Origin of the sequence: Streptomyces sp. NPDC085931, from assembly GCF_044540565.1 — a bacterium.
Lineage (GTDB): Bacteria > Actinomycetota > Actinomycetes > Streptomycetales > Streptomycetaceae > Streptomyces.
Window position 1 is genome coordinate 503,041 of record NZ_JBITSK010000001.1, and the last position, 20,100, is coordinate 523,140.

General features: G+C 74.1%; 13 protein-coding genes. 4 read left to right on the plus strand and 9 right to left on the minus strand.

All coding sequences use genetic code 11. The annotated features are described in order from the left end of the window. The first annotated feature begins 297 nt into the window (after nucleotides 1–297). The 3 genes from glgX to ACIGAN_RS02140 all read left to right on the plus strand — a co-directional run bounded on the left by glgX (nucleotide 298) and on the right by ACIGAN_RS02140 (nucleotide 6,416). Nucleotides 298–2,430 (plus strand): glycogen debranching protein GlgX, encoded by a 2,133-nt coding sequence (glgX, locus tag ACIGAN_RS02130; protein WP_399854477.1) that lies wholly within the window; start codon nucleotides 298–300, stop codon nucleotides 2,428–2,430. A 138-nt stretch (nucleotides 2,431–2,568) separates the two neighbouring features. Then, nucleotides 2,569–4,932, plus strand: a complete 2,364-nt coding sequence (gene treY, locus ACIGAN_RS02135) for a malto-oligosyltrehalose synthase (RefSeq protein WP_399854478.1) — start codon at nucleotides 2,569–2,571, stop codon at nucleotides 4,930–4,932. Between the two features lie 233 nt (nucleotides 4,933–5,165). Beyond that, nucleotides 5,166–6,416 (plus strand): M14 family zinc carboxypeptidase, encoded by a 1,251-nt coding sequence (locus tag ACIGAN_RS02140; RefSeq protein WP_365088157.1) that lies wholly within the window; start codon nucleotides 5,166–5,168, stop codon nucleotides 6,414–6,416. Nucleotides 6,417–6,426: 10 nt separating this feature from the next. Here ACIGAN_RS02140 and ACIGAN_RS02145 read toward each other — a convergent pair whose 3' ends face one another. Both ACIGAN_RS02145 and ACIGAN_RS02150 read right to left on the minus strand, forming a co-directional pair. After that, nucleotides 6,427–7,848, minus strand: a complete 1,422-nt coding sequence (locus tag ACIGAN_RS02145; protein WP_365738456.1) for a M14 family zinc carboxypeptidase — start codon at nucleotides 7,846–7,848, stop codon at nucleotides 6,427–6,429. 120 nt (nucleotides 7,849–7,968) lie between these two features. Further along, nucleotides 7,969–8,520, minus strand: a complete 552-nt coding sequence (locus tag ACIGAN_RS02150; RefSeq protein WP_365738458.1) for a DUF1707 and FHA domain-containing protein — start codon at nucleotides 8,518–8,520, stop codon at nucleotides 7,969–7,971. A 172-nt stretch (nucleotides 8,521–8,692) separates the two neighbouring features. Here ACIGAN_RS02150 and treZ point away from each other — a divergent pair, with 172 nt between their 5' ends. Continuing rightward, nucleotides 8,693–10,438 carry a malto-oligosyltrehalose trehalohydrolase gene (gene treZ, locus ACIGAN_RS02155; protein WP_399854479.1) on the plus strand — a complete coding sequence of 582 codons (1,746 nt, stop codon included), beginning with the start codon at nucleotides 8,693–8,695 and terminating at the stop codon, nucleotides 10,436–10,438. A 15-nt stretch (nucleotides 10,439–10,453) separates the two neighbouring features. On the opposite strand, the gene ACIGAN_RS02160 is transcribed toward treZ, so the two are convergent. From ACIGAN_RS02160 to ACIGAN_RS02190, 7 genes are all read right to left on the minus strand, one after another. After that, nucleotides 10,454–11,425, minus strand: coding sequence for an aminoglycoside phosphotransferase family protein (locus ACIGAN_RS02160; RefSeq protein WP_399854624.1), 972 nt, complete (start codon nucleotides 11,423–11,425; stop codon nucleotides 10,454–10,456). 47 nt (nucleotides 11,426–11,472) lie between these two features. Beyond that, nucleotides 11,473–12,600 carry a M24 family metallopeptidase gene (locus ACIGAN_RS02165; protein ID WP_399854480.1) on the minus strand — a complete coding sequence of 376 codons (1,128 nt, stop codon included), beginning with the start codon at nucleotides 12,598–12,600 and terminating at the stop codon, nucleotides 11,473–11,475. A 425-nt stretch (nucleotides 12,601–13,025) separates the two neighbouring features. Continuing rightward, a complete protein-coding gene (locus ACIGAN_RS02170; RefSeq protein WP_399854481.1) occupies nucleotides 13,026–13,586 on the minus strand; it encodes a PDZ domain-containing protein in 561 nt (186 codons plus the stop codon). Nucleotides 13,587–13,724: 138 nt separating this feature from the next. Next, nucleotides 13,725–15,608, minus strand: coding sequence for an O-aminophenol oxidase PhsA (gene phsA, locus ACIGAN_RS02175; protein WP_399854482.1), 1,884 nt, complete (start codon nucleotides 15,606–15,608; stop codon nucleotides 13,725–13,727). A 116-nt stretch (nucleotides 15,609–15,724) separates the two neighbouring features. Then, nucleotides 15,725–17,890, minus strand: coding sequence for a germacradienol/geosmin synthase Cyc2 (cyc2, locus tag ACIGAN_RS02180; RefSeq protein WP_399854483.1), 2,166 nt, complete (start codon nucleotides 17,888–17,890; stop codon nucleotides 15,725–15,727). Nucleotides 17,891–17,942: 52 nt separating this feature from the next. After that, nucleotides 17,943–19,166 (minus strand): damage-control phosphatase ARMT1 family protein, encoded by a 1,224-nt coding sequence (locus ACIGAN_RS02185; RefSeq protein WP_365738467.1) that lies wholly within the window; start codon nucleotides 19,164–19,166, stop codon nucleotides 17,943–17,945. A 56-nt stretch (nucleotides 19,167–19,222) separates the two neighbouring features. Continuing rightward, nucleotides 19,223–19,870: a ScbR family autoregulator-binding transcription factor gene (locus ACIGAN_RS02190; protein ID WP_309094658.1), complete on the minus strand. Its 648-nt coding sequence runs from the start codon at nucleotides 19,868–19,870 to the stop codon at nucleotides 19,223–19,225. Between the last annotated feature and the right edge of the window lie 230 nt (nucleotides 19,871–20,100).

The window sequence follows — 20,100 nt, forward strand, 5'->3', positions numbered from 1 at the left end:
CGGGTACCTGGTGGTACGTCCCGGACGATCTCGTAGGAGCGCGCGTGTCCGTCCTCGTTGCCCCCGGCCGTCGCCGTCGCGGCCCTGCCCAGGTGGCGGTGCACTATGGTGCGCACATCTTCCCCCTGCTCCCCCACAGCCCCGGGAGTACGTCCTGGCCCCATCGGTTCGGCATACCTCGTCCGTAGTGGTCACTCGGCAGGAGGGAGATAAGTCATAGGGGGTCCCCCCACATTCGGGGAGACTCGGGGACCAAGGCGTCCCCACCGGCGCCGCACACCTGAAAGAGTCCTATCCATGCAGGTCTGGCCTGGCGAGGCGTATCCACTCGGTGCCACGTACGACGGCGCCGGTACCAACTTCGCGGTCTTCACGGAGGCCGCGGACCGAGTAGAGCTGTGTCTGCTGCACGACGACGGCTCGGAGACGGCGATCGAGCTCCGCGAGAGCGACGCGTTCGTGCGGCACGCGTACCTGCCGGGCATCATGCCCGGACAGCGGTACGGCTTCCGCGTGCACGGTCCGTACGCACCGGAGCACGGGCTGCGGTGCAATTCCGCGAAGCTGCTGCTCGATCCGTACGCGCGTGCGATCAGCGGTTCCATCCGCTGGGGCGAGGAGGTCTACGGCTACCACTTCGACGATCCCGACCGGCGCAACGATCTCGACTCGGCGCCGCACATGATGACCTCGGTCGTCGTGAACCCCTACTTCGACTGGGGCGACGACCGGCGTCCGCGCACCGAGTACCACCACACCGTGCTGTACGAGGCCCACGTCAAGGGCCTCACCATGCGCCACCCGGGGCTCCCGGAGGAGCTGCGCGGCACCTACGCGGCCCTGGCGCACCCGGCGATCATCGAGCACCTCACCGAGCTCGGGGTCACCGCCCTGGAGCTGATGCCCGTGCACCAGTTCGTGAACGATCACCGCCTGGTCGACATGGGCCTGAACAACTACTGGGGCTACAACACGATCGGCTTCTTCGCCCCGCACAACGCCTACGCGTCCTGGGGCGACCGGGGCCAGCAGGTGCTGGAGTTCAAGTCGGCGGTCAAGGCGCTGCACGAGGCCGGGATCGAGGTGATCCTCGACGTGGTCTACAACCACACCGCCGAGGGCAACCACCTGGGCCCGACCCTGTCCTTCAAGGGCCTGGACAACCCGCGCTACTACCGGCTGACCGACGACCCCCGCTACTACATGGACACGACAGGGACCGGAAACTCCCTGCTCATGCGGTCCCCGCACGTGCTCCAGCTGATCATGGACTCGCTGCGGTACTGGGTCACGGACATGCACGTGGACGGGTTCCGCTTCGACCTGGCCGCGACACTGGCCCGGCAGTTCCACGAGGTGGACCGGCTGTCGTCGTTCTTCGACCTGGTCCAGCAGGACCCGGTGGTCTCCCAGGTGAAGCTGATCGCCGAGCCGTGGGACGTCGGCGAGGGCGGCTACCAGGTGGGGAACTTCCCGCCGCTGTGGACCGAGTGGAACGGCAAGTACCGGGACACCGTGCGGGACCTGTGGCGGGGCGAGCAGCGCACCCTCGCGGAGTTCGCCTCACGGCTGACCGGCTCCTCCGACCTCTACCAGGACGACGGGCGCCGTCCGCTGGCCTCGATCAACTTCGTGACCTGCCACGACGGCTTCACCCTGCACGACCTGGTGGCCTACAACGACAAGCACAACGAGGCCAACGGCGAGGACAACCGGGACGGCGAGAGCCACAACCGGTCGTGGAACTGCGGCGCCGAGGGCGAGACGGACGACCCGGACGTGCTGGCGCTGCGGGCCCGGCAGATGCGGAACTTCATCGCGACGCTGATGCTGTCCCAGGGCGTGCCCATGATCAGCCACGGTGACGAGTTCGCCCGCACCCAGCGCGGCAACAACAACGCCTACTGCCAGGACAACGAGCTGGCCTGGGTGGAGTGGCCCGAGGAGACGGAGGACGCCGAGGGGGGCCTGAGCAGCGAGCTGCTGGGCTTCACGCGCGCGATGGTGTGGCTGCGCCGCAACCACCCGGTCTTCCGCCGCCGGCGCTTCTTCCACGGGCGGCCCGTGGAAGGCACGCACGACGACCTGTCCGACATCGCCTGGTTCACCCCGGACGGCCGGGAGATGACCCAGCGGGACTGGGACTCGGCGCAGGCGTCGGCGCTGACCGTGTTTCTCAACGGCAACGCGATCTCGGAGCCGGGAGCGCGCGGCGAACGCATCACGGACGACTCGTTCCTGCTGATGTTCAACGCCTCGCCCAAGCCGCTGGAATTCGTCGTCCCGGTCAACCACGGGCGGCAGTGGGAGGTCGTGGTCGACACGGCGCTCCCGCGGGGCGTGCCGTCGGACACCGGCCCGAAGGTGCAGGCCGGGGACCGGCTGACCCTGGCCGACCGGAGCATGACCGTGCTCCAGCGGCCCGTGTAGCCGCCCCGCGCGCACGCGCCCCCGCCGCCCCGGCGCGGCACCGTGTCGCCCGGCGAGAGCCACTCGTCCGGGCGACGCGCGGCGCACCCGGAGGGACCGGGGGGCACGAACCGGCCCGGGACGGGTACGTACGTCTCCATGACACCTGAGCGACCTGACCCGGTGGTGCCCACGGCCACGTACCGGCTGCAACTGCAGCCCGACTTCCCGTTCGGAGCAGCCGCGGCCGTCGTGCCGTACCTGGCCTCGCTGGGGGTCTCGCACCTGCACCTGTCCCCCGTCCTGGAGGCGGTGCCCGGCTCGACGCACGGCTACGACGTCGTCGACCACGCGCGCGTGCGCGAGGAGCTGGGCGGCGAGGACGGGCTGCGGGCGCTGGCGCGCACGGCGCGCGAGCACGGGCTCGGCCTGGTGGTGGACATCGTCCCGAACCACATGGCCATGTCCCCGCGCCACAACCGGGCCCTGTGGGAGGTGCTGCGCGAGGGCCCGAAGTCGCCGTACGCGCGCTGGTTCGACATCGACTGGGAGGCCCAGGACGGCCAGGTGCTGCTGCCGGTGCTCGGCGGGCCCGTGGGCGAGGTGCTCGACGACCTGCGCGTCGACGGGGACGTCCTGCGCTACCACGACCACGTGTTCCCGCTGCGCGAGGGCACCGAGGACCTGCCCCTGCCGCATCTGCTGGACGCGCAGTGGTACCGGCCGGTGTGGTGGCGGCTGGCCCGGACCGAGCTCAACTACCGGCGCTTCTTCAGCATCTCCGAGCTCATCGGGGTGCGGGTGGAGGACCCCGAGGTCTTCGAGGCCACCCACGGCAAGATCCTGGAGGTGCTGCACGAGGGCGTGATCGACGGGCTGCGCATCGACCACCCCGACGGGCTCGCCGACCCCGACGGCTACCTCACCCGGCTGCACGAGGCGACCGGCGGGCGCTGGACGGTCGTGGAGAAGATCCTGGCCGACGGCGAGCACCTGCCGGCCTCCTGGCCCGTGGCGGGCACGACCGGCTACGACGCCCTGCGGCACGTGGACGGGGTCTTCACCGACCCGGCCGGCTTCGGGGAGCTGCTCGGCCGGTACCGGCAGTTCGCGGCCCCGCAGACGGACCGGGGCGGGCAGTGGGACGCGACGGTGCGGCGGGCGGCGTACAAGGTGCTCACGCACGAGCTGGCGACCGAGACGGAGCGTCTGACGCGGGTGGCGACCCGGCTGTGCGCGACCTCGCCGGAGCCGGCGCTGCGCGACCGCGCGCCCTGGGCACTGCGCACGGCCCTGCGGGAGCTGCTGGTGCGCATGGAGGTGTACCGGCCGTACGAGTCGGTCGACGCGGCGTCCGTGGTCACCGAGGAGGCCGCGGCCGGGGCCCGGGCCGCCTTCGCGGTGCCGGAGGAGGCCGGGGCGGTGGACGTCGTGCGCGACCTGGTACTGGGGCGCTACGGCGACGGGCCGGCCCAGGTGGAGTTCCGCACCCGGTTCGCGCAGACCTCGTCGGCGCTGCGGGCGAAGTCCGTCGAGGACACCGCGTTCTACCGGTACGTGCCGCTGCTGTCGGCGACCGAGGTGGGCGGGAACCCGGGAGCGCCCGCGCTGTCGCCGGAGGAGTTCCACGCCTACTGCGCGCGTCTGCAGCGGGACTGGCCGCTGACCGGCACGGTGGCCTCGACGCACGACACCAAGCGCAGTGCGGACGTCCGGGCGGCGCTGCACGTGCTCACCGAGTGCCCGGACCGCTGGGCGGACGTCCTCGCGGAGGTGACCCGCTCCGGCGAGGGCGTGCCGGACGCGCAGCTGGCGTGGGCGGCCTGGCAGACGGTGTTCGGGCTGGGGCCGGCGGAGCCGGAGCGGGTGCAGGGCGCGCTGCTGAAGCATGTGCGGGAGGCGGGCCTGTTCACCAGCTGGACGGAGCAGGAGCCGGCGTACGAGGAGGCGGTCGCGCGGTTCGTGGCGGACGGGCCGTGCGGGGCGCCGGGTGAGCGCATCGCCGCGTTCCGCGCGTCGCTCGCCCCGCACATCCGGGCCAATGTGCTGGGCACGGCCCTGGTGCAGCTGACGATGCCGGGCGTCCCGGACGTCTACCAGGGCACGGAGGCCGAGTACCGGGCCCTGGTGGACCCCGACAACCGGCGGGCGGTGGACTTCCCGCCCGCGGACTCCGGCGGCACGTCCGGCGAGAAGGCCGCGGTGACCCGGGCGGCGCTGGGGCTGCGGGCCCGGCGGCCCGGCGCGTTCGGCGACACGGCCACCTACACGGCACTGCCGGCCGAGGGCCCGGCCGCCGGGCACTGCCTGGCGTTCGCCCGGTCCGGTGAGGTGGTGACGGCCGTGACGCGCCTGCCGCTGCGGCTCGCCGAGGCGGGCGGCTGGCGGGACACCCGGCTGCCGCTGCCGCCGGGCCGCTGGGCGGACGTGCTGGAGCCGGGCCGCGCGTTCACGGGGCACGCCCGGGCGGCGGAACTGTTCACGAGCCTGCCGGTGGCCCTGCTGGAACGCCTGGACGACTAGGGCCTCGCGATCGCGGCCGGGGCGCGTGTCGTGGTGGTGGGCGTGGGGGCCGGACGGGCGGCGGCCGGGGGCTCGGGGGCGGCTGGGTCCGTGGCCGTCCTCGGCCTCCGGCCGGGGGGCCAGTGCTTCCGGGCGCCCCCTGGAGCCGCCCCCATGGCTCCCCCATGGCGCCCTTGACACCGCACCGAGGCCGTGGGGTACTGCGATTGCGAACTCGGGCGGATGTGACGGGGGTGAGTGTCCTGCCGGAGCTGCGCTACCCGACGGTGACCGAACAGGTCAGTGCCGCCCGCGCGTTGAGCACCCAACGCCCCGGCGTGTGCACCCTGCGGCAGGTGGGCGCCTCACGGGCCGGCCGGCCGCTGCACCTGCTGTCCGTGGGCCGGGCCCGCCGCGCCGTGCTGGTGGTGGCGGGCGCCCACGCCAACGAGCCGACCGGCTCCTGCACACTCCTCGCGCTCGCCCGGCGGGTGCTGGAGCAGCGGGAGCTGCGCGACGGCATCTCCTGGCACTTCCTGCTGTGCGCCGACCCCGACGGGGCGAGTCTGCACGTGACGCCGGCGCCGCGCAGCCTGTTCGACTACCACCTCGGCTTCTTCCGGCCCGCGGGCCCGGAGCAGCCGGAGTGGGCGCCGTCCGTGCTGCCGCCCGACCGGCTGCCGCCCGAGACGCGCGCGCTGACCGGCGTCATCGACGAGCTGCGTCCCTACCTCCAGGTGACCCTGCACGGCACCGACCTGGGCGGCAGCTGGGTGCAGCTGACGAAGGACGTGCCCGGCCTCGCCGAGCCGTTCGCCAAGTCCGCCGCGGAGCTGCACATACCCGTGGAGACCGGCGCCTCGGACGCCGCGGGCTGGCCGGCGTCCGGGCCCGGCGTGCACGTGATGCCCGCGCCGGGGATCGGCCCGGCGTACCCGAGCCTGCCGGACGACGCACGGCACAGCACCTGGTTCCACGCCCACCGCTACGGCGGCCTCACCGCCGTGGTCGAGGTGCCGATGTGGGCGAGCGACCTGGTGGACGACCCGGCTCCGCATCCGGCCCCGGCCGCGGCGATCGGGCGGCTCGCGCGCCGGCTGCAGCGCGACGCCCTGGAGGTGACGCGCGTGCTGGAGGGCGCGCTGCCCCGGCTCGGCGAGCTGGACGGGCCGTTGCTGCGGGCCGCCCGGTGGGGCCTGGAGCTGGTGCCGGGGCTGGCCTCCGACCTGGTGCACACCCCGCCCGCCGACCGGACGATGGCGTACGTCGGCAGTGTGGACGCCTTCGCACGGCGCGTGCCGCTGCGGGCGGCGGCCATGCTGCGGCGGGTGCTGCGCGGGACGGACGAGCGGGCCGCGCAGCAGCTGGAACACCTCGTGGCGACCTGGAGCGACGCCTTCGCGGAACGTTTCCGCGCCCGCTGGGTGCCCTTGGAGAACCAGGTCGAGCACCAGTCGCGGACCGTGGTCGCGGCGGCGCTGCACGCGCGCGAGGAGACCGGCTAGGGCGCCGGCGTCAGGGGGTCGTCCCCGCCGCGCCGGCGCCCCCGCCGCGCACCGTCACCCCGCCCTCCCCCGCGCCCGGGCCCGCGTGCGCGCGCGGCAGCCGTCCGGCGAGTTCGAACGCCGACAGCACCACCCGTGCCTGGTACTCCGCCTGGCGGGCGACCGGGATCCAGCGTGCCCCGCAGCCGTCGCGGTAGTCGGCGCACCACGCGTCGATCAGCCGGTCCAGCTCCGGCAGCGCCCCGGCCGGATCGTGGCCGGCGGCCCGCACCAGCTGGTGGAGCAGCCCGGCGGTGCGCAGGGCCAGCCGCCGTCCGGAGATGCGCAGGGCCGCCAGGTGGGCGGTGCTGAGGGAGGGCAGGGGGTGGGCCGCGCCGGTGCCGGTGTCGGGGTCCCAGGCGTCGGCCAGGCCGGGGCAGACCAGCAGGTAGTCGTCGACCGGGGCGAGCAGGCGCGCCGCGTCGCGCGCCCCGGCCAGGTGCGGCCGGATCCGGGCCAGCAGGTGCCGCAGGAGGCCCGTGTCGTGGCGCAGCGTGCCGCTGACGGCGCGCAGCACCGCGTCCGGGTCGCCGGGCGGCGCCGCGTCCGACACGGCCGTCACACCCCACATGGGCGCCTCCACGACCGCGGTCACCGTGCCGTGGCGGTACGGGTGGAACCACGTCGACTCGACGGCGGCCTCCGTGATGGCGGCGGCCAGATCGGCCCGGCGCGGCGGCGGGATGCGGTAGACGGCGGGCCCGAGACCGGGCCAGTACAGCGCGTCGTAGGCGCCGAGTTCGCGGGGGATGCCGAGCCGGGCGGCGATGTGGGCCAGGCGCCGGTCGAGGCCGGGCAGGTCGTGGGTGAGTTCGACGAAGCCGCCGCCGACGTCGACGCCGTGCAGGGAGCACTGGAGGAAGGGCCGCAGTTCGTCCTGGACGTCGAGGAGGGCGCGGGTCTCCGGCAGGACGGCGGCGGCCGCGCCGTCGGGCAGCCATTCGGGCTGTTCCAGGAAGCCGGGCCGGAAGAAGTTCCGGAAGTACCGGCCGAGGCTGTAGGGGCCGGTCAGCCAGCCCTCGTTGCGGCGCAGGCCGTCCGGGTCGAGGCTGAGCAGCAGGTTCCAGGTGGCGTCCGCGCCCTCGGTCAGCCGCGGGTCGGCCAGGGCACGCTCGGCCAGGCGCAGCACGGTGGCGCCGCCCACGGGTTCGTTGGCGTGGGGTCCGGCGACGACCAGGGCCTGGCGGTCGCCGTGCCCGACGGACAGCAGCCACAGGGGCGTGCCCGCGCGGGACGTTCCGACCCGGCGCAGCCGGGCGTGCCGGGGATGGCGGGCGACGAGCGCGGCGGCCCGGGAGCCCAGTTCGTCGACGGTCGGGTAGCGCGGGAGGGGCGGCAGGGCACACCTCCGATGCGGCGCCGACGGTTCACCAGGAGTGCATGGCGTACGCACAGTCAGTCACGACTTCGGGGGTACGTCAACACCGCGGCCCACAAGAGGGTTTCGGCCATTCCGGAAGGACCGGCGGCCGGGCGGGCCGAGGTCGGGGCCCGGCCGCGGCGCGGTTTTCGGTCAGGTGGCGGACAGCCGGAACAGCATGTGCCCGAAGCCCACCTGGTCGCCCTCGCGGACGACGGCCGCGCCGACCACGCGCCGGCCGTTCACCGTCGTGCCGTTGGTGGAGCCGAGGTCGCGCAGGACCCACATGCCGCCCTGGTGGCGCAGTTCGGCGTGGACGCGGGAGACCGTCTCGTGGTTGAGGCGCAGCCCGCTGGCGGGGTCGCGTCCTATGCGCAGCGGATGGCCGTGCGCCGGGTGTGGCAGCAGCAGCTTGGGCAGCCGCTCGGCCTGCCAGGCCCGGCGCAGTCGCACGGTGAATCCGGAGACCGCCTCGACGGAGCCGAACAGCAGGCGGGCGAACCTGTTCTCCGTGGGGAGGTCGGCGGTGAGCACCGCGAGCTCGTCCGGGCGGCGGGCGGCGAGCGCCAGCTCCATGCGGTGGATGAACGTGTCGTGGGACAGGCGGCCCATGGCGACGCCGTCACGCAGTACCCGCAGCGCCCTGTCGCGCTCCGCGTCGGAGAGCCGCGCGGGGTACGTGTTGAACTCGAAGGACGACGTCACGTCGTGATTGTCGGGCAGTGCGGCCGGGCTGTCCAGGAAACGGGTGAACGCCCGCCGCGCGCGCGTACCCGGCGGGACCCGCCGCAAAAGGGTGGATGCACCAGCGGATTGATCGCGTTTGACGCACCATGGACGGGCTACATCACGGTGAGCAGACGAAGGGGAACCGTCCGTGCAGTTCGAGGTGTGGGCACCGCAGGCCGGCCGAGTGACGCTCCAGTGCGACGGCGTCACGCGCGCGTTGGAGCGCGATCCGGAACGGGCGGGATGGTGGTGGGGCGAGGCGGAGGCGCGCGAGGGCTCCCGGTACGGCTTCGCGCTGGACGACGGGCCGGTGCTGCCCGACCCGCGCTCGCGCCGTCAGCCGGACGGCCCGGACGGGCTGAGCGCCGTCGTCGAGCACGAGCGCTACACCTGGCGCGTGCCCTGGCGCGGGCGCCCGCTGCCCGGGGCGGTGCTCTACGAACTGCACGTGGGCACGTACACCCCCGAGGGCACCCTGGACGCGGCCGCCGAGCGGCTCGGCCATCTCGCCGAACTGGGCGTCACCCACGTGGAACTGATGCCGCTCACCCCCTTCCCGGGCACCCACGGCTGGGGCTACGAGGGCGTCAGCCTGTGGGCGGTGCACGAGCCGTACGGCGGGCCCGAGGCGCTGAAACGCTTCGTGGACCGCGCCCACGAACTCGGCCTGGGCGTGGTTCTCGACGTGGTGCACAACCACTTCGGCCCGTCCGGCAACTACCTGCCCGTCTTCGGGCCGTACCTCACGGACACGCACCACACGCCGTGGGGCGCGGCGGTGAACCTGGACGCGCCCGGCTCGGACGAGGTGCGCGCGTTCCTGATCGGCAGTGCGCTGGCGTGGCTGCGGGACTACCGGCTGGACGGGCTGCGGCTGGACGCGGTGCACGCCCTGGTGGACACGCGCGCGCTGCACTTCCTGGAGGAGCTGTCGACGGCCGTGGACGCCCTGGCCGCCGAGGTGGAGCGGCCGCTGTTCCTGGTCGCCGAGTCGGATCTGAACGACCCGCGGCTCATCACCGCCCGCGCCGAGGGGGGCCTCGGGCTGCACGCGCAGTGGAACGACGACTTCCACCACGCCCTGCACACCGTGCTGACCGGCGAGGCGCAGGGCTACTACGCCGACTTCGCACGGGCCTCCCTCGGCGGGCTCGCCAAGACCCTCGGCGGCGGCTACTTCCACGACGGTTCCTACTCCAGCTTCCGCGAGCGCCACCACGGGCGTCCCCTGGACCGCACCCGGGTGGCCGGGCACCGGCTGCTCGGCTACAGCCAGACCCACGACCAGGTCGGCAACCGCGCCCAGGGCGACCGCCTTTCGGCGCTGCTCTCGCCCGGGCTGCTCGCCTGTGCCGCCACGCTGGTGCTGACGGCGCCGTTCACGCCGATGCTCTTCATGGGCGAGGAGTGGGCCGCGGGCACGCCCTGGCAGTTCTTCACCGACCACACCGACCCGGAGCTGGCGGACGCCGTACGCCGGGGCAGGCGGCGGGAGTTCGCCGCGCACGGGTGGAAGGAGGAGGACGTGCCCGACCCGCAGGACCCGGCGACCCGGGACCGTTCCTGCCTGGACTGGTCCGAGCCGGAACGCGAGCCGCACGCGCGCGTGCTGGCCTGGTACCGCCGGCTCCTGACCCTGCGCCGCGAGCAGCCCGACCTGACCGATCCGGACCTCGCCGACACGAAGGTGGCCTACGACGAGGAGCGGCGCTGGCTGGCGTTCCGGCGCGGGGATGTCCTCGTGGCGGTGAACCTGGCCCCGGAGCCGGCCGAACTGCCGCTCGGGGTGCCCCACGCGCGCGTGCTGGCCGCCTGGGAGCCGGTGGAGGCGCCCGGGGAGGACGGGGTGGTACGGCTGCCCGGCGAGTCGGGCGTGGTGCTGCTCCAGGACTGACTCACCCGGGGCGGGTCACAGGGCGTCGTCCGTGGCGCCCAGGTCCGTCACCCGTTCCAGCAGGATCGGCTCCCAGGCGTGGCGCAGCCGGATGCGCGGCAGGGTGGTGTCCGTGCCGGTGAGGGCCCCGGCGAGGCCGACGACGGCGTCGCAGCGGGCGAGCCACAGCCCGCGCAGGCAGGGCCGTGCGCCGTAGCCGGCGAGGGTGGCGGCGCGCACGGCGGCCGGCGCGCCGACGGCGAGCGCGAGGCCCGCGATGTCCTCGGCCGGGTCGCCGATCACGGCCGCGGACCAGCCGAGCACGCCGCGCACCCGGCCGTCCGAGCCGACCACCAGGTGCCCCGCGCTCAGGGCGTGGTGGGTGAGGACGGCCGCATGGGGCTGGGCGGCCAGCTGGGCCGCGGCGGGCGGGGTCAGCTGGTGCAGCCGGGCGGCGTCGAACTCGTCGGCCTCGTCCAGGCGCTGGGCGGCGCGTACGGCGGCCCGGCGCAGCGACTCCAGGGAGCGGGGCGCCAGGCGCGGCACACCGAGGGTCTCGGCCTGCCGGACCGGCACCTCGCGCAGTCCGGTGAGCAGCCCGGCGAGGTCGGCCTCGCCGACGGCGGACACGTCGTGCCGTTCGCCCGACCCGCCGGGCAGCCTGGTGTCCAGCGTGTAGACCAGCCCGGGGGCCCATTCGCCGTGCGCGACGCTGGCCGGGACGGCGACCGGGACGTGCGGGCGGACGAGGTCGCGCAGGCGCAGTTCGCGGCGCCGGCGCGCGGTGGCCTCGCGGTCGGCGGCGAGGCGCAGCACGTGGCGCGTGCCGACCCACCAGGTGGTGGGTTCGGTGCCCTCGGTGGCGGGCCGGACGTCGGGGCCGCCGTGGCGCGCGGTGTCCCCGCCGCGCTCGTCCCGCGCGCCGGCGTTCGCCTGGCTGCCGTCCTTCAGCAGGGACAGGACCAGCCGGCGGACGGTCTCCGCGGTGGGGGTGGGTGCCTGGGTCATGGTCGCGCCGTTGCCGTTCGTGAGGCGTGCGGGGGACATCGGTGGCCTCACTCCACTATGACCAGCTCGCGGGTGGTGTCGTTCAGGCGCCGCCCGCCGTCCTCGGTGACGGTGACGATGTCCTCGATGCGCACGCCGAACCGGCCCGGCAGATAGATGCCGGGCTCCACGGAGAAGCACATGCCGGGCACCAGGGGCTGCTCCTCGCCCTCGATCATGTAGGGCGGCTCGTGGGTGGTGACGCCGATGCCGTGGCCGGTGCGGTGGATGAAGTGGTCGCCGTACCCGGCGTCGGCGATCACGGCGCGGGCGGCCCGGTCGACGTCCTGGCAGGCGGCCCCCGGCCGCACCGCGCGGAAACCGGCCTCCTGGGCCGCGCGCACCACGTCGTGGACCCGGCGCTCCTCGTCGGTGGGCGCGCCGACGTGGACCGTGCGGGAGGTGTCGGAGCCGTAGCCGTTCCTCAGGCCGCCGAAGTCGAGGACGACCATGTCGCCGCGGGCGATGACCCGGTCGCCGGCCTCGTGGTGGGGGTCGGCGCCGTTGGGGCCCGAGGCGACGATGGTGAAGTCGACCTGCTCATGGCCGTGCCGGCGCAGCAGCCGGTCGAGGTCCGCCGCCACCTCGGACTCCCGGCGGCCGGCGAAGGGAACGGCGCGGATCTCCTCGAACGCGGCGTCGGCGGCGGCCCCCGCGGCCGCCATGAGCTCCAGTTCGGCCGCGTCCTTGACGGCGCGCAGCATCGGCAGGGCCTCGGTGAGCGAGGCGAAGGAGCCGCCCGGCAGGGCCCGCAGCAGCGCCAGCAGGTGCAGCGCCCAGGCGTTGTCGCTGATGCCGAAGCGGCCCGCCGGGTCCAGGAGCGCGGCGGTGGCGGCGTAGGGGTCCTTGCCGTCGGTCCAGTCGCGCAGCGTCAGGGCGGGCGCGCCGGCGGCCCGGAGCGCGTCCGGCGCCTCCAGCGCGGGGACGACGAGGACGGGGTCCTGCCCGGCGGCCAGCACCAGCAGGGTGAGCCGCTCGGTGACGGCCGGGGGCGTGTATCCGGTGAGCCACACCAGATCCGGCCCGGGGGCGACGAGCAGGCCGGCGAGCCCGGCCTCCGCGGCGGCCCGCGCGGCGCGCTCCATGCGGGCCCGGTAGTCGTCGGCGGTGAAGGACGCGGCCGTGCTCGCGGTCATCCGGGCCTCCCAGGACGGACGAAGGGGCTACGGGCAGCATCCTGCCCGGCCGAAGGGGGCGGCGCGAGCCGTCTGCGGGCTTTCCCCCGGGCGACCACGCCGACCGCGGCACCCTGCCCGGCCACCGAAACCCGTGAGCCGGCCCCCTGCCCGTACACCCCCCACCCGGCAACGGACCCCCTGCCCGCCGCCGAGTACGTAAGCGCCCTGTCCGGCCACCGAGCCCGTGAGCCAGTCCCCTGCCCGGCCCCCGGGCCCGTGCACACCCCACCCGGCAACGGACCCCCTGCCCCGGCCGCCGACCCCGTGCACACCCCCGCCCCGCCCCGGCCACCCTGCCCTGCGCGGGCTTGCCCCGGCGCAGGGTGCCTCGACTCCGTGCGCCCCACGGGCGGCACCCCGCCCTGGCCCGCCTCGCTCGTGGCTCATGTGACCAGGGCCGGTACGACCGTCACCTGTTCGTAGCCGCCGCCGCGATGCCGCACCGTCAGTGTCACCTCCCGCCCCGGGCGGGCCCGGGCGACGGCCCGTACCAGGTCGGCGGCCGTGTCGATGCGGGTGGGGCCGAAGTTCAGCAGGACGTCGCCGCGCACCAGGCCCGCCTGCTGGGCCGGCCCGGGCACATGGAGCCCGACGACCACGGCCCCGGGCCTGCGCGCGTCCATGACCTGCACACCGAGGGTCACGGCGGGCGCGTGCGCGGAGGCGGCCGTCGCCGGCGAGGGACGGGCGGGCGGGGGTGTGTGCCGCCCGCGCGGGTCGAGCACCCCGCTCTGCCCGGCGACCGTGGCGCCCATCGCCCCCAGGCCGATCCCGGACAGCACCAGGACGGCGCCGACGAACCCGGCCAGCAGCACGTTGAGCAGCCGCCGCCCGCGCCGCCGGGCGGCGTGCGGGCGGCGGCGCGGCGGTCCGGACGCCGTGGCCGGTGACGGCTCGGGCTCCTGTCCCGGCATCGGCTTGGGTCGCAGCGCGGTTCGTTCCATGGGTCGCCTCCGGGTGGTGCCGATCGCTCCGGCGGATGCCGGAGCGATCTCGGCAGGTGCTCTACCCGGCCCGTCGGCGGCCCACGAGCCACGAACGAGTGAGACTGCCCCTCACGGCCCCGGCACGGCCCCGGCGCGTCAGCCGGTGCGGCCCTCCCCGTGACCGCCGTGGCCCCCGCCGTGGTCGAACTTCAGCACCGGGGCGGGCATCACGACGAAAGGCCGCATCATGCCCATGTCCTCGTGCTCCAGCAGGTGGCAGTGGTACATGAACCGGCCGTGCGCGCCGTCGAACTTCCCCATGACGCGCAGCATCTGGTCTCCCGGCACCCGGAACACGTCTTTCCAGCCGTGCTCGTTGGGCGCGAGCGGGATGCTCGTGCCGGCGTCGTACCGGATCGGCGTGCGGGTGCCGCCCACCGCCGGGTCGAAGCCCGACACGTCGTAGGCGTCCCGGCCGAGCAGCTGGAAGTCGGCCAGGTGGATGTGCATCGGGTGGACGATCGGCGCGAGGTTGAGGAAGCTCCACTGCTCGTGGCTGCCCTCGGCGATGGTGTAGCCGAGGGCGTCGTTGAACGTCCGTGCCGTGCGCCGGTACGTCCTGGTCGTGCCGTCCGGGCCGGTGATCTGGATGACGCCGTCGGACGGGACCTGGATGTCGTGCGGGTGTCCGGCCTCGGCCATCTCCCACATCTCGGGGTGCCCGCCCGCGCCCTTGGTGGCGGGCGGGGTGAGGACGACCAGGCGGTGGCCGTGCCCGATGTCGTGGGTGAGCCGGCGGAAGGAGCCGGAGAGGACCGTCGGCAGCTCGAAGGTGTCCGGTTCGCAGGTCTGCCGGATCCGGAACTCCATCACGTCCGGGTACGGCACGTCACCGGCCGGGTCCGGCACGCCCGGCGGCTGGTTGCGGCCCTTGTCGACCAGCCGCAGCGTCCGGCCCGCGAGCCCCCGGAAGTCGGCCAGCAGGTCGAAGCGCTCGGCCGGGGCCGCGGTCAGCGTCGGCAGGCCTGCGTCGAAGTCGACGGGGACGGGACGCGGCAGGAGCCCGCCGTCGCTGCCGATCTGGTGCAGCACGCCCGGCACCGGGTTGTCGTCCTCGTCGACCAGGACGAGGTTGTAGATGCGCGCGTTGGAGGCGTTGACCAGCCGGAACCGGTACCAGGCGGCGTCCGCGTCGAGGTACGGCCAGATCCGTCCGTTGACCGTGGAGTACGGGCCGGTGAACGGGAGGGAGACCGGCTTGCCCGTCTCCGGGTTCGCGTCCTGGACGATGACCGTCTTGTGCAGCAGCCGGCCGTTGAGCCGGCCGTCCTCGTCGGTGTCGAGGTTGCGGTCGGCCAGCAGCAGCGGGATCTCCCGCTCGCCGGACGGCAGGTGCAGGGCGTCCTCCTCGTCGTCGCGCACGAGGTAGGTGCCGTACAGGCCCGCCATCACGTTCCACCGGGTGATGTTCATGGCGTGGTCGTGGTACCACCACTGCACCGCCGGGTGGTCGTTCGGGTACTCGGAGAGCTGGGCGTCGCCGGTGGCGACCGCGTTGTCCGCCCAGCCGTCGTTGCCGCCGCCCGTCTGCGCGCCGTGCAGGTGCGTCACGGACCAGGCGGGCAGGGCGGCGACGTCCTGGTTCGGTGCGGCCCCGTCGCGGCCCGGCTCGGTGCTCGACTGGGGGCGGCCGTCCCGGCGCAGCTTCACCTCCACGGAGGTCACCGGGTACTCGCTGTCCTCCGGGATGCGGTTGGTCCAGGCGATGCGCACCCGCTGTCCGCGCCGCACCTCGATGGTCGGGCCGGGCACCTGGCCGTCGTAGCCCCACATCAGCGTGGGCGGCAGCTGCGGGTGCAGGCGCACCCAGGCGGGGCGCAGGGCGATCTCGGTCTCGCGCAGCACGTCGCCGCCCGCCGGACGCAGGACGGGCGGGACGGGCAGCGGTGCGAGGTACGGCGTCAGCTCGGCGGGCGCGGGTGCCGGGTCCTGCGCCCCGGGCTCGGTGCGGGCGCCGGGCCTTTCGATGATGTCGGTCAAGGTGAATCCCCCGTGTGGTGCCTGTCGTTTTCCTTGCACCCTGGAAGACCCCCGACGCACCGCCGGGGGTTCCGTCATGTCCCGGTGCGGGAGGATCTGGCCGGAAAACGCCGCCCTCAGCCCAGGGCGGGCACGGGCACGGCCGGCAGCCGGCCGGGGAGGAAGCCGTGGGCCCGCCGGGAGAGCCACTCGTCCTTGTAGCGGTCCACCTGGCGGTGCCAGTTCAGGATGCCGGACAGCCAGTTCCGCAGGTCCGCCACATAGGTCGCCATGGCGGCACGCGCCTCCCGGCCGAGCCGGAAGTCGTCGTACAGGACGGGCAGTTCGTGCTCGACGACGTGCTCGAACTGCCGCATGCGCTGGCTCATCAGGTCGTGCACGATGCCGAGGCCGGTCGGGTAGTCGCAGCCGAAGAAGTTCTGCACGACGAGGATCGCGTTGTGGATCTCGCCCTCGAACTCGATCTCCTTCTGGTACGAGAAGACGTCGTTGACCAGGCACGCGAAGTCCATCGCGGCGTTCTCCAGCGACCGGACCGGGCCGCTGCGGTAGACCTCGGGCGGGACGGCCGGGCCGTGTCCCAGCCGGCACAGGCTCAGGGTGAGGTCGGAGCCGAAGGTGGCCCGGCGCATCTCCAGGTAGTCGACCGGGTCGGGGATGCGGTTCTGGAGCTGGTTGGACAGCTCCCACACCCAGCTCTCGGTCATGACGTCGATGGCGGCCTTGAGGGTGCGCCGCGCCTGCGGCGTCATGTCCGCCGTGGTGCGCAGCCACAGGTCGATCAGACCGCGTTCCATGGCGTTGGCCGGGACCGGCGGCTGTCCGCCGTCGACCGGCATGCAGTCGGACAGCCGGGCCGTGGTCAGCCGGGCGGCGGCCAGGTCGCGGCGGTGGCCGTAAACCAGCGGGTAGTAGTCGTCGCCGTAGGTGCCCCAGGCGAGCCACTGCGAACTGAGGTCGAGGGCCTCCGGGGTGGCGTCCGGGTCCAGGCCCGCGGCGCACAGGGGCAGGTCGTAGGCCCTGAGCTTGTCCGCGTCCCAGACGCCCTCGGCGAGGATGCCCATCCGGTTCACCCAGTCGGTGAGGTTGCGCCGGGAACGGTCCAGGTGCGGGCTGAGCTCCAGCGGGAACGGCATCCGGATGTCGGGGATCCGCGACGGCCCGACCTTCTGGTACGGCACGTGCGTGGAGGAGCGCACGCGCTCGGCGCCGGTCGCGGCGAGCAGGGAGCGCACGTCGGCGGCGGAGGTGCCCATGCCGCTGCACCCCGGCCAGGGGCTGCCCCCGCGCACCGCGTTGTCGTTCATGTAGCGGCTGGAGCGCAGGTGCCACTCGTGGCCGCCGGACTGCCAGTCCTGCAGGCCCTTGGTGTACGCCGCCACGGCCGCGACCTCGTCCGGCGTCAGGCCCTTCTCCAGGGCCAGCGCGGGCACTTCGGTGAACGCCGTGTGCTCGAACTGGTGCAGCCGGGAGGTGAGGACGTCGTTGACGGTGTCGGCGGCCTCCTGGGTGCTGCAGCCGAAGAAGGTCTCCAGGACGAGCACGCCGTTGCTGTTCTCGCCCTCCTCCTCCACCTCGCGCTGGTAGGAGAACAGGTCGTTGCGCAGGTGGACGGCGTCGGAGAACGTCTCCATCAGCACCCGGAGCGGCCTGGACCCGGCGACGGAGGCGGGGACCTCGGCGGTGGCGTACTCGACGAGCCCCGCCGACCAGGGGGCGCCGCCGACCTTGCGGCGCATCTCGATGTACTCGACGGGGTTGGCGATCCGCCCCTCGTTGATGTTGGACAGCTCCCACATCGACTCGTTCAGCAGGTGCTCGGTGGCCACGGCGAAGCGGCGGCGCCAGTCCTCGGACATGGCGGGCACCGTGCGCGCCCACAGGTCGGCGAGGCCCGCCTCGACCGGGTTCCGCGGCTCCGGTACGGGGGTCGCGAGGTCCAGCGGCATGAACAGGGGCAGCCGGTCCAGGTGCTCCTTGCCGGCGGCGCGGTCCTGGCTGCGTTTGTACATCTCCAGGAAGTGGTCGTCGAAGAAGAAGACCCACACGTACCAGTCGGTGATCAGGGACAGCGCGGGCCCGTCGCAGTCGGGGTGGGTGTAGGCGCAGAGCAGGCCGTAGTCGTGCGCGTCGAGGTCGGCTCGGTCCCAGACTCCGGATCCCTCCAGCATGCCCATCTCGCGCGCCCACTCCGTCGAGTGCGCCCGGGCCTCCTCGAGATGGGGGTTCAGCCGCGCGGGGTGCGGCATGTAGAAGTGCGGGAGTGTGAACGGCTGCGTCATGGCCGGGGCCCTACCCGGCGCCCCACGGCGGCATCCGCGAGGCAGGACATGATCACACCATCGCGTGAATCGGGCCGCTGTCGCGGGGGCCGGACCCCACCTGTCCGGCCTGGATCAGCGCGTGCGTGCCGGCGGTGCGCCAGCGTCCGCCCTCCGCGGCGTCCAGGGCGGCCACGGTGCGCGCGTCGAGGCCGGTGATCACCTCGGACTTCAGGGTGCGCAGGGCGGCGACCGGGCCGGGGAAGTACGCGGTGACGTCCGTGAAGGGCGTGGTCGGGTCCCAGAGCCGGTCGCCCACCAGGCGGCGGTAGTTGAGGTCGCCCTTGACGAGGGTGAGCGTGGCCGCGGCGAACTCGGCACGCAGGTCGGCGGGCATCTGCGCGTACGGCAGCGGGGCGCAGGAGAAGGCGTGGGCGCGCAGGGCGAGCCGGCCGTCGGACAGGGCCGACCACAGCGTCCGCCCGTACCCGGCGGCCGCTCCCCCGGCCCCGGTCAGGCGGCGCAGGGCGTCGACGACGTCGGCGGTGGTGGCGTCGGAGACGTAGTAGGGGGTGGGCTTGACGTGCAGGACCGCCCGCTCGACGCGCCCTTCGGCCAGAAGGTGGGCGATCAGCAGCAGATCGGGGACGAGTTCGCGTCCGGCGTTGTCGGCGACCAGGCAGAGCGTGCCCGGGCGGGCGCTGTCCAGCAGGGACCACAGCCGGTCGCTGTCGTCGGCCACCAGGCCGGGCACGGCCTGCGTCTCCCGGGCGCCTTCGGCGGACAGGCGGAAGCCGAGGTCGGCGCGGTTGCCCCAGAGGGAGCCGTGCAGCAGCGCCCGGGCCCGTTCCTCGGCGGGCCGGCCGGCGAGGTCGTCGAGGGCGGCGAGTTCCTCGTCGGTCTCGGGGGCGTCGAGTTCGGCCCGCTTGAAGGGGCGGAAGGGGTCGATGCCCTGCCAGGGTCCGGGGCCGAAGTAGCCGACGGCCTCCAGCAGCCGGCGGTAGAACCAGCTCTCGGACCAGAGCCACGGCACGTCGAACCAGGAGCGGCCGGTGTGGGCGGGCAGCCCCCAGGCGTCCCAGTCGTCCCGGTCGTGGGCGTCGGCGGGGAGGGGTTCGATCGTGCCCGCGGTGCAGTTGGCCAGCAGCGCGTCGAGGGCGCGGTGCTGCGCCGGTTCGTAGGGGAAGGCCTCGCGGACCTGCCGGATGATGGCGGGGTGCCGTTCGGCGAGCACGCTGTGCGGGAACGAGCCCGGCCGGTTGCCGAGGAGCAGGGGCGCGGTGGGGGTGTCGGGCATGGGGCTCACCGTAACGCGCGGGTGCGCCGCGCCGGGTGCCGAGCGCGGCGCCGCGGTCACACCGGCACGATCTCCCGTTCCAGGCGGGCCGCCAGGCTCAGGTAGCGGGCGCGGCGGGTCACCGGGACCAGGCCGCGGATGAGTATGTTCCACATCTCCGCGGTGCGGCGGGGCTGGCGGGCGACCGGTTCGCGGGAGCGGCCCACGACCCGGGTGCCGACGAAGAAGCAGACCAGGGAGTGGGCCACGACGTCGATGTCGATGTCGGGGTGGACGTCCGACTCCTTGACGGCCCCGACCAGCCGGGCCGTGACGATGTCCAGCCACTCCGTGAACGGGTGGCTCAGGGGCGGCCGGGGACGGATCCCGCCGGTGGCGAGCCGCAGTCCGGCCCGCAGGACCGGGTCCTCGACGGACATGCGGGTGATGCCGAAGGTGAGGCGCATCAGCGCCTCCAGGGAGGTGTGGCCGCGCTGGTCGGTCTCGGCCGCGAGCCGCCGGGCGGTGTGCGACTGGAGTTCGAGGATCGCGTGGGCGAGATCCTCCTTGGCGGCGAAGTGGAAGTACAGGGCGCCCTTGGTGACATGGGCGTGCTCCACGATGTCGCTGAGACTGGTCGATTCGTAGCCGCGACGGTCGAACAGGTCAGCGGCGGCCGTGATGATCGTCGAGCGGGTCTGCTCGGCTCGCAACTGCCTCGCCATCGACTGAACTCTCCCGGGACGGAAATGAACGGGTCATGCCGTTTGTTTTTACCCCCCGTACACGATAACTCACCCTCAGAGGACGCTCATCACAGCAGTGTGCCGGAGTGCGGGCGCACATCCGGCAAAACCAGCGCAACTGGTCAAAGAAAACAGCGGGTTCGGTTTCTAACGGTGAGGACCGCGCGAAAAAGGCGGGCCGGCCGGTGCCCCATCCGCACCGGCCGGCC